Annotated in this window: 5 protein-coding genes and 1 pseudogene; 5 read left to right on the forward strand and 1 reads right to left on the reverse strand. The window is 69.6% G+C overall.

Features of this window, described 5'->3' with window-relative positions:
• Positions 1-242: 242 nt before the first annotated feature.
• The 3 genes from BHU15_RS36420 (at position 243) to BHU15_RS36430 (ending at position 3,585) form a co-directional block, all read left to right on the forward strand.
• Positions 243-464, forward strand: coding sequence for a hypothetical protein (locus tag BHU15_RS36420; RefSeq protein ID WP_069631003.1), 222 nt, complete (start codon positions 243-245; stop codon positions 462-464).
• A gap of 194 nt (positions 465-658) precedes the next feature.
• On the forward strand, positions 659-1,798 hold the full coding sequence (locus BHU15_RS36425; RefSeq protein WP_069631005.1) for an AAA family ATPase: 1,140 nt from the start codon (positions 659-661) through the stop codon (positions 1,796-1,798).
• Positions 1,795-3,585 carry a hypothetical protein gene (locus BHU15_RS36430; RefSeq protein WP_069631004.1) on the forward strand — a complete coding sequence of 597 codons (1,791 nt, stop codon included), beginning with the start codon at positions 1,795-1,797 and terminating at the stop codon, positions 3,583-3,585. Before BHU15_RS36425 ends, BHU15_RS36430 begins: the two co-directional genes overlap by 4 nt.
• Positions 3,586-3,645: 60 nt before the next feature.
• On the opposite strand, the gene BHU15_RS36435 is transcribed toward BHU15_RS36430, so the two are convergent.
• Entirely contained in the window at positions 3,646-4,569 is a 924-nt protein-coding gene (locus BHU15_RS36435) for a hypothetical protein (protein WP_069631006.1), read from the reverse strand.
• A 225-nt stretch (positions 4,570-4,794) separates the two neighbouring features.
• On the opposite strand from BHU15_RS36435, the gene BHU15_RS36440 reads away from it, so the two are divergent.
• The gene (locus tag BHU15_RS36440) at positions 4,795-5,232 is read left to right on the forward strand and encodes a hypothetical protein (RefSeq protein ID WP_069631007.1); all 438 of its coding nucleotides are present in this window, start codon (positions 4,795-4,797) and stop codon (positions 5,230-5,232) included.
• Between the two features lie 50 nt (positions 5,233-5,282).
• Positions 5,283-5,704 (forward strand): annotated as a pseudogene (locus BHU15_RS41870) (hypothetical protein); the annotation flags it as partial.
• Positions 5,705-5,723: the final 19 nt, after the last annotated feature.

Genomic DNA, 5,723 nt, shown 5'->3' on the forward strand with positions numbered 1-5,723 from the left:
GCTCAGGCGTGCGGCCGGCACCGCCGCCAGCACGCCTGAGCAGCCACCCCCAACTTCCCGACATCATCAAGGAGATCCATCTATGGCCGTTGTTGGTACACCCGGCTATCGGAACGTGAGGAAAGGCGAGTCAGGTAGCTGCGGGGCGGTGAGGCCCGGCTCGCCTTCGCCCAGCACCCCACCGCTTTCCCTCCACCACCGATAGGAGATCCGCCTTGCCCGAAGCACCAGCAGAGCCGTTCATGACGCTCCGGCACACCATCACCGGCGAGATCACCACCACCGGCTACAACGCCGCCGCCCGGCGGATCCTGCTCCAGGCCGGCTTCGAAGAGACGCCAGTCTGCGCCTGCCGAGCGACGGAACCCGGTACGGAGCAGGCGCACGGGCCTGCTCGGCAGCCGGCGAGCTGCTCGTCGCCGGCCATCCCGTGCACCTGGACCGAGCCCTCGGTCGGCCGGTGAGCGCCGACGGTACGCCCCGGTTGGACCGGTCGCCGATGCCGGCACAGTCCGTGATCCGCTCCGAGAGCGGCCCACCTCTCCAGCGCATCGCCAACCCCGCCCGCACCCGCACCTGTTGAAGGGGCTTCGTTTTGACCACACCCGTAACGCCTACCAGTCCGGCGCGCACCAAGGGCGGCGAACTGCGGGCCAAGGTGGCCCGACTGCTGGCCGACCGGCCGGCGGACGCGCTCACCATCGGGGACATGGCCAGGCAGCTGGGCCACTCCCACGGCGCCGTCCGCAACGCCGCCCTCACCCTGGTGCGACGCGGCGAGGCCGACCAAGGCGGAATGGGACAACCGGAGTTCCGCGCGAACGCGAAAACCGCCGCAGCAGCGCAGACCGCTGTGATCAGCCCACCGGGCACCCACTCTCCCCGCGCCCAGGCGGCCACGGCTCGCACGACCATTCCCGCAGCAGCCACGCCCAGGCAGACCGGCCCGATCCGCCGCGCGGGGGGCCAGGTCTACCATCCCCGGGAGCTGGCCGATCTGCCCGACGTCGAGGCGCTGAACCGCTTGCGCGACGCCGGCGTGCCGGTGCTGCTCTACGGCCCTCCGGGCACCGGCAAGACGAGTCTGGTCGAGGCGGCGTTCGAGGACCTGCTCACCGTCGCCGGTGACGGCGACACCACCGTCGGGGACCTTGTCGGCGAGTACACACAGGACGACGCCGGCGGCTACGTCTTCCAGTACGGTCCGCTGGTCACCGCGATGACCGAGGGCCGCGCCCTGCTGATCGACGATGCCACCTTGATCTCACCGAAGGTCCTGGCGGCGCTGTATCCCGCAATGGACGGGCGCAGGCAGATCCAGGTCAAGGCCCACAAGGGCGAGACCATCAAGGCCGAACCGGGCTTCTACGTAGTGGCGGGCCACAATCCCGGCGTCCACGGGGCGGTGTTGACGCAGGCGCTCGCGAGCCGGTTCAGCGTGCAGATCCAGATCGGCACGGACTACGACCTCGCCCTGGCGCTGAGGATCGATGCCCGGGTGGTGAGGGTCGCCCGGCACCTCGCCCACCAAGTCGACCTCGGCGAGCTGGGCTGGGCCCCCCAATTGCGGGAACTGCTCAGCTACCAGAAGACCGAGGCCGTCCTCGGCACCAACGCCGCGCTCGCGAACCTCGTCGGCATCGCCCCGCTGGAGGATCGCGACACCGTCGCCGCCGCCGTCATCAAGACGGTCGGCGTAAGGAAGATCGCGCCCCTCACCCTCGGCAAGCAGCTCCCCGCCTCAGCCCGGCAGCCCCCGGGCACCACCGGCCCCGCACACCGGGGCCGCTCGCGATGAGCGCCCACCACCACATCCCGTCCACGCCGGACGACGACGCCGGCCTCGCGCGCTGGGACGACGACGGCGCCCCGCCCGCGCAACCCCGTTCCTCCCCGCACTTGTGGCTGCGCGTGGGAGCCGAACTCGGCGACCGGCTGGTCGCCCTCTCCGGCCGCCAGGACCTCCTCGTCACCTGCCGCCCCGGCACGCGCAGCGGCGCACCGGCCGCGTTCTTCCCCACTCTGAGCGAGGTCGAGTTCGACGCCCGTTTGTTCGCCCCGCTGAAGCCCCACGAGATCCATCCGCGAATCGTGGGCGACGAGGAGCGGTATCCCGCCGCCTGGGGAGTGTTCGTCCACGAGGCCGCGCACGCGGCCCACTCCGTCTGGACGCAGCCTGCCGGAGCGGACCCCCGTGTCGTCGAGGCCGCGCTCCTGCTGGAGGAGAGCCGCGTCGAAGGCGCACACCTGATCACACGGCCCACGGACCGCACCTACCTGCGCACCAGTGCCCGAACCCTCGTCATGCCCGACATCGCCCACCCCACCCTCCAGGGCATCGAACACGCCGCCGCCGTGGCGGCCCTGGTCCTCGGCCGCCGTGACGTCGGCATCCTGGACGCCGGCGAGACCCGGGCCGTCGCCGATCTGTGCGAAAAGGTGCTGGGCGCAAACCTGCTGGCCACCCTGACCCGCATCTGGACAGCAGCCCACCAGTGCGCCGACCACGACGCCACGACCATGCTCGCGCACGCGAAGGAATGGTGCGACGCTCTGGACACTGCGGCCCCCGCCCTGCCCGTGCCGGAGAACCTCACCGATCTGCTGTCCGGCGCCGTGGGGGTCGTCATGGACAGCACGGCAGCCACCGACGCCGCCGACCTCGCGGCACAGGCCGCAGCGACCAATGCCCTAGCCACCCAGTCAAGGGCACAGGCCAACGACCGCGCCCAGCAGGCCAGTCGGCGACGCAAAGCCGCCGCCACCGCGAGGTCGGTCTTCAACGCCCGTAGCACCACCGTCACCCCCGACGGCACACCGGCGCCCCACGGCAACCCGGTCACCGGCACACGCAGGCCCACCGCCGCCGAGCAAAGCGCCGCCGCGCGCCTGAGCCGCGCCCTGCGTGCCGCCGCCTACCGCGAGCGGACCGAGGAGAAGGCCGCCAGCCCCACCCCGCCCGGCCGCCTCAACATGCGCGCGGCCCTCGCCCGCGACGCCCAGCGCGCGGCCGGGTCGGTCCCCACCGCGGAACCGTTCACCCACATGCGCCGCCGGAACTCCCCCACCCCACCGCTGCGTGTGGGTATCGCCGTCGACGTCTCCGGCTCCATGCGTGCCGCTTGCGCGCCCGTCGCGTCCGCTGCCTGGATCGTGGCACGCGCAGCAGCCCTGACCGACCCCGACTCCCTCACCGCCACCATCGCCTACGACATGCACCTGACCGCCTTGACCCGACCCACCCACCGGGCACCAGAGCGCGTGACGACGTTCGACGCCACTGGCGGCCACCACAACCTCGGCGACGCCATCGACGCACTCGACCACGGCCTCGAACTCAGCCGCCCCGGCGCCGGCCGCCTCCTCGTCATCGTCACCGACGCCCGGTACGGCAGCGACGAAACCGCTCACGCCGTCACCCGCGTCAAGCACCTCACGACCGCTGGCTGCGCCGTACTCCAGCTCACCCTCACCGCGAAGTCCCGCCACTTGCCGGGGACCACCTTGCTGCACCTGCCCCAGCCCTCCAGCGCTCCCGCCGCCATCGCCACGGCGGCCACAGACGCCATCCGCAGGACACGCTGAAACGACCCAGAAGACAGAAAGCAGGAACAACCACGTGGCAATTGTTGGTAAGTCCGGCTATCAGAAGTTGTGGAATGGTCCTCCATCCCATGAAGATCCACGGACTTCACTTGGCTCCCAGTCCGCGTAGAAGTCGGTTGGTGGCTCATCCAGCTTGACCTCCTCCGCAAGCCCCTCCAGCTCTTCAAGTTCCTCGTGCTCGACAAACAGGTCGCAGGCCGGGCAGGTGAAGACGAAAGGGGTGAACATGACCGCCCACTCATCCTCGTCCACGTGCGTCTCACCACTAAGCCAGCCCTGCGAGTCGCATGCCGGGCAGGTGGCGGGCTCGTCGTGTTCGATGTGGCCGGGAGGGAAGACTCGCGCAATCGTGCCGAGGACGAGCTCGCGTTCCTTCTGGGGCAAGTGGCCGTAACGCTCCGAGAAGACGTCTTTGGCCCGAGCAAGTTTGCTCTCCAGCCGGACACGGACAGCTTCCACGTTCTCTTCGAGAAGCCGGTCGTGCAGGGACTCGTAAAGGCCCCAGTAGGAAGTGTTGATCTTGAGCTCGACGAGCAAGGGGTCGATCAGCCGAAGACACGTGGTGAAGACGGCATTGACCTCTGACCGGTCGTACATGCCACTGTGTGCGACGCCGTTACGAGCGTTGGCTAGCGGTCCAAGCGCCCGCTGATCGACCGGCATTTTCTTCCGCAAGATCTTCTGCGCTCGGGCATGGGCTTCGGCCAAGCCGATGGTCTTGACCTGCTCCGCGGGAACCGAAGCGTGTGACCCGTGACCCGTCGCGTGCAGCAAGGAGTTGAAATCCTTGCCCTCCACTACGAGAGCCGGGTGGAGACTGGCCAGGTATGACTTGAGGAGATGCTCGGCAGCGATCCCCGCGTGGTGGACCGCCAGGTCATGAGACGACGGGCCTTCGGCGAGCGCGGTGAAGGCCGCGATCATCCATTTGCGCGAAGAGAGCTTGAGCCGTTCAGAGTCCATGGCCAGGACACTAGGCGGCTGGAGCAGACACATTGTTGGAATTTCGGTGGCACTCAATAGTGCCACCGGCGACATATGTCCGCTTCTGCCCCAGCGCCGAGCAGGTCGAGGTCACAACGGCAGCCGTTCTCGCCGTCCGGACCGTGTTCGGGCAGGAGAACCAGGCCGCAAGTCCGTACCGAATGGACCGTTGAGCATCCCTGTGGACATGCGGTCGTCCACAACCTGTCCGACCGTCCCGCCGACCGGCGGGCGGGCTTCGCCCGCTGGCTCGCCACCCGGGACTGCACCGGCTGCTGGAAAGCCGCCCGCGACACAGCCCCCGAGTCCACGCAGCAGTGGCTCGCGACCAAGCGCGCAGAGGAACAGCGGGTCGCCGCCGAGTGGGCGGAGAGGTTCGACATGCCGCCGTTGGAAGGCCCGGAGAAGGCCCTCGGCTGGGGTGAGCGCTCGCGTCACCAACTGGTGACAGCGGCGCACACCGCGCTGGTCGTCGAGGGCGGCTGGGAGGAGGGGGACTGGGCGGAGCTGGAGGAGAAGGCCCGCACCGTCACCCGGGCCGGACGGTGGATCGACCAGCGGGACGCGGAAGGTGCTGACCTGCTCGAACTCCTGGAAGCGGCCGGTGAGTCGGACCGGGGGACGGAGAACCCGTTCCACTGACAGCGGCAGGAACATAGCCGGGAATCGCCGGTTAGCCAAACCGGCGATNNCACCGCCACCGACACCCCCGGCGTTCGCGCCGACCCACGACCCGCTCACCCCGGCCCGTGACATCACCCACCAGCACTTCCAGCCCGGGGACCAGGTCGTCGTCATCAAAGGTGTCGCCGCAGGGGAGTTGTGGGGGGATGCGATGCGTGTGGTCGCGCCGTCCTGGCACACCCCGACCGACGAGGACGGATGGCGGCTGCGCGACGCCACCGGAGGCACACAAACGTACGTCACCGCGCACCCCCGCTACCTGGTGCATCTCTCGCGCCGCTGCCCCGACTGCCTGATCCACCTGCGCGCCATGGAGGACCACCTCCTGCCGAAGCACGCCGGACACAACGCGCTGATCGACTGCGGCTGGTACACCACCACCGCCCTCAATCAGCTCGTGCACATCGCGGACACGCGGAGCGGCCGGTGACCCTCCCCACCCGTACCCC

It is taken from the genome of Streptomyces niveus, assembly GCF_001723055.1.
Lineage (GTDB): Bacteria > Actinomycetota > Actinomycetes > Streptomycetales > Streptomycetaceae > Streptomyces > Streptomyces niveus.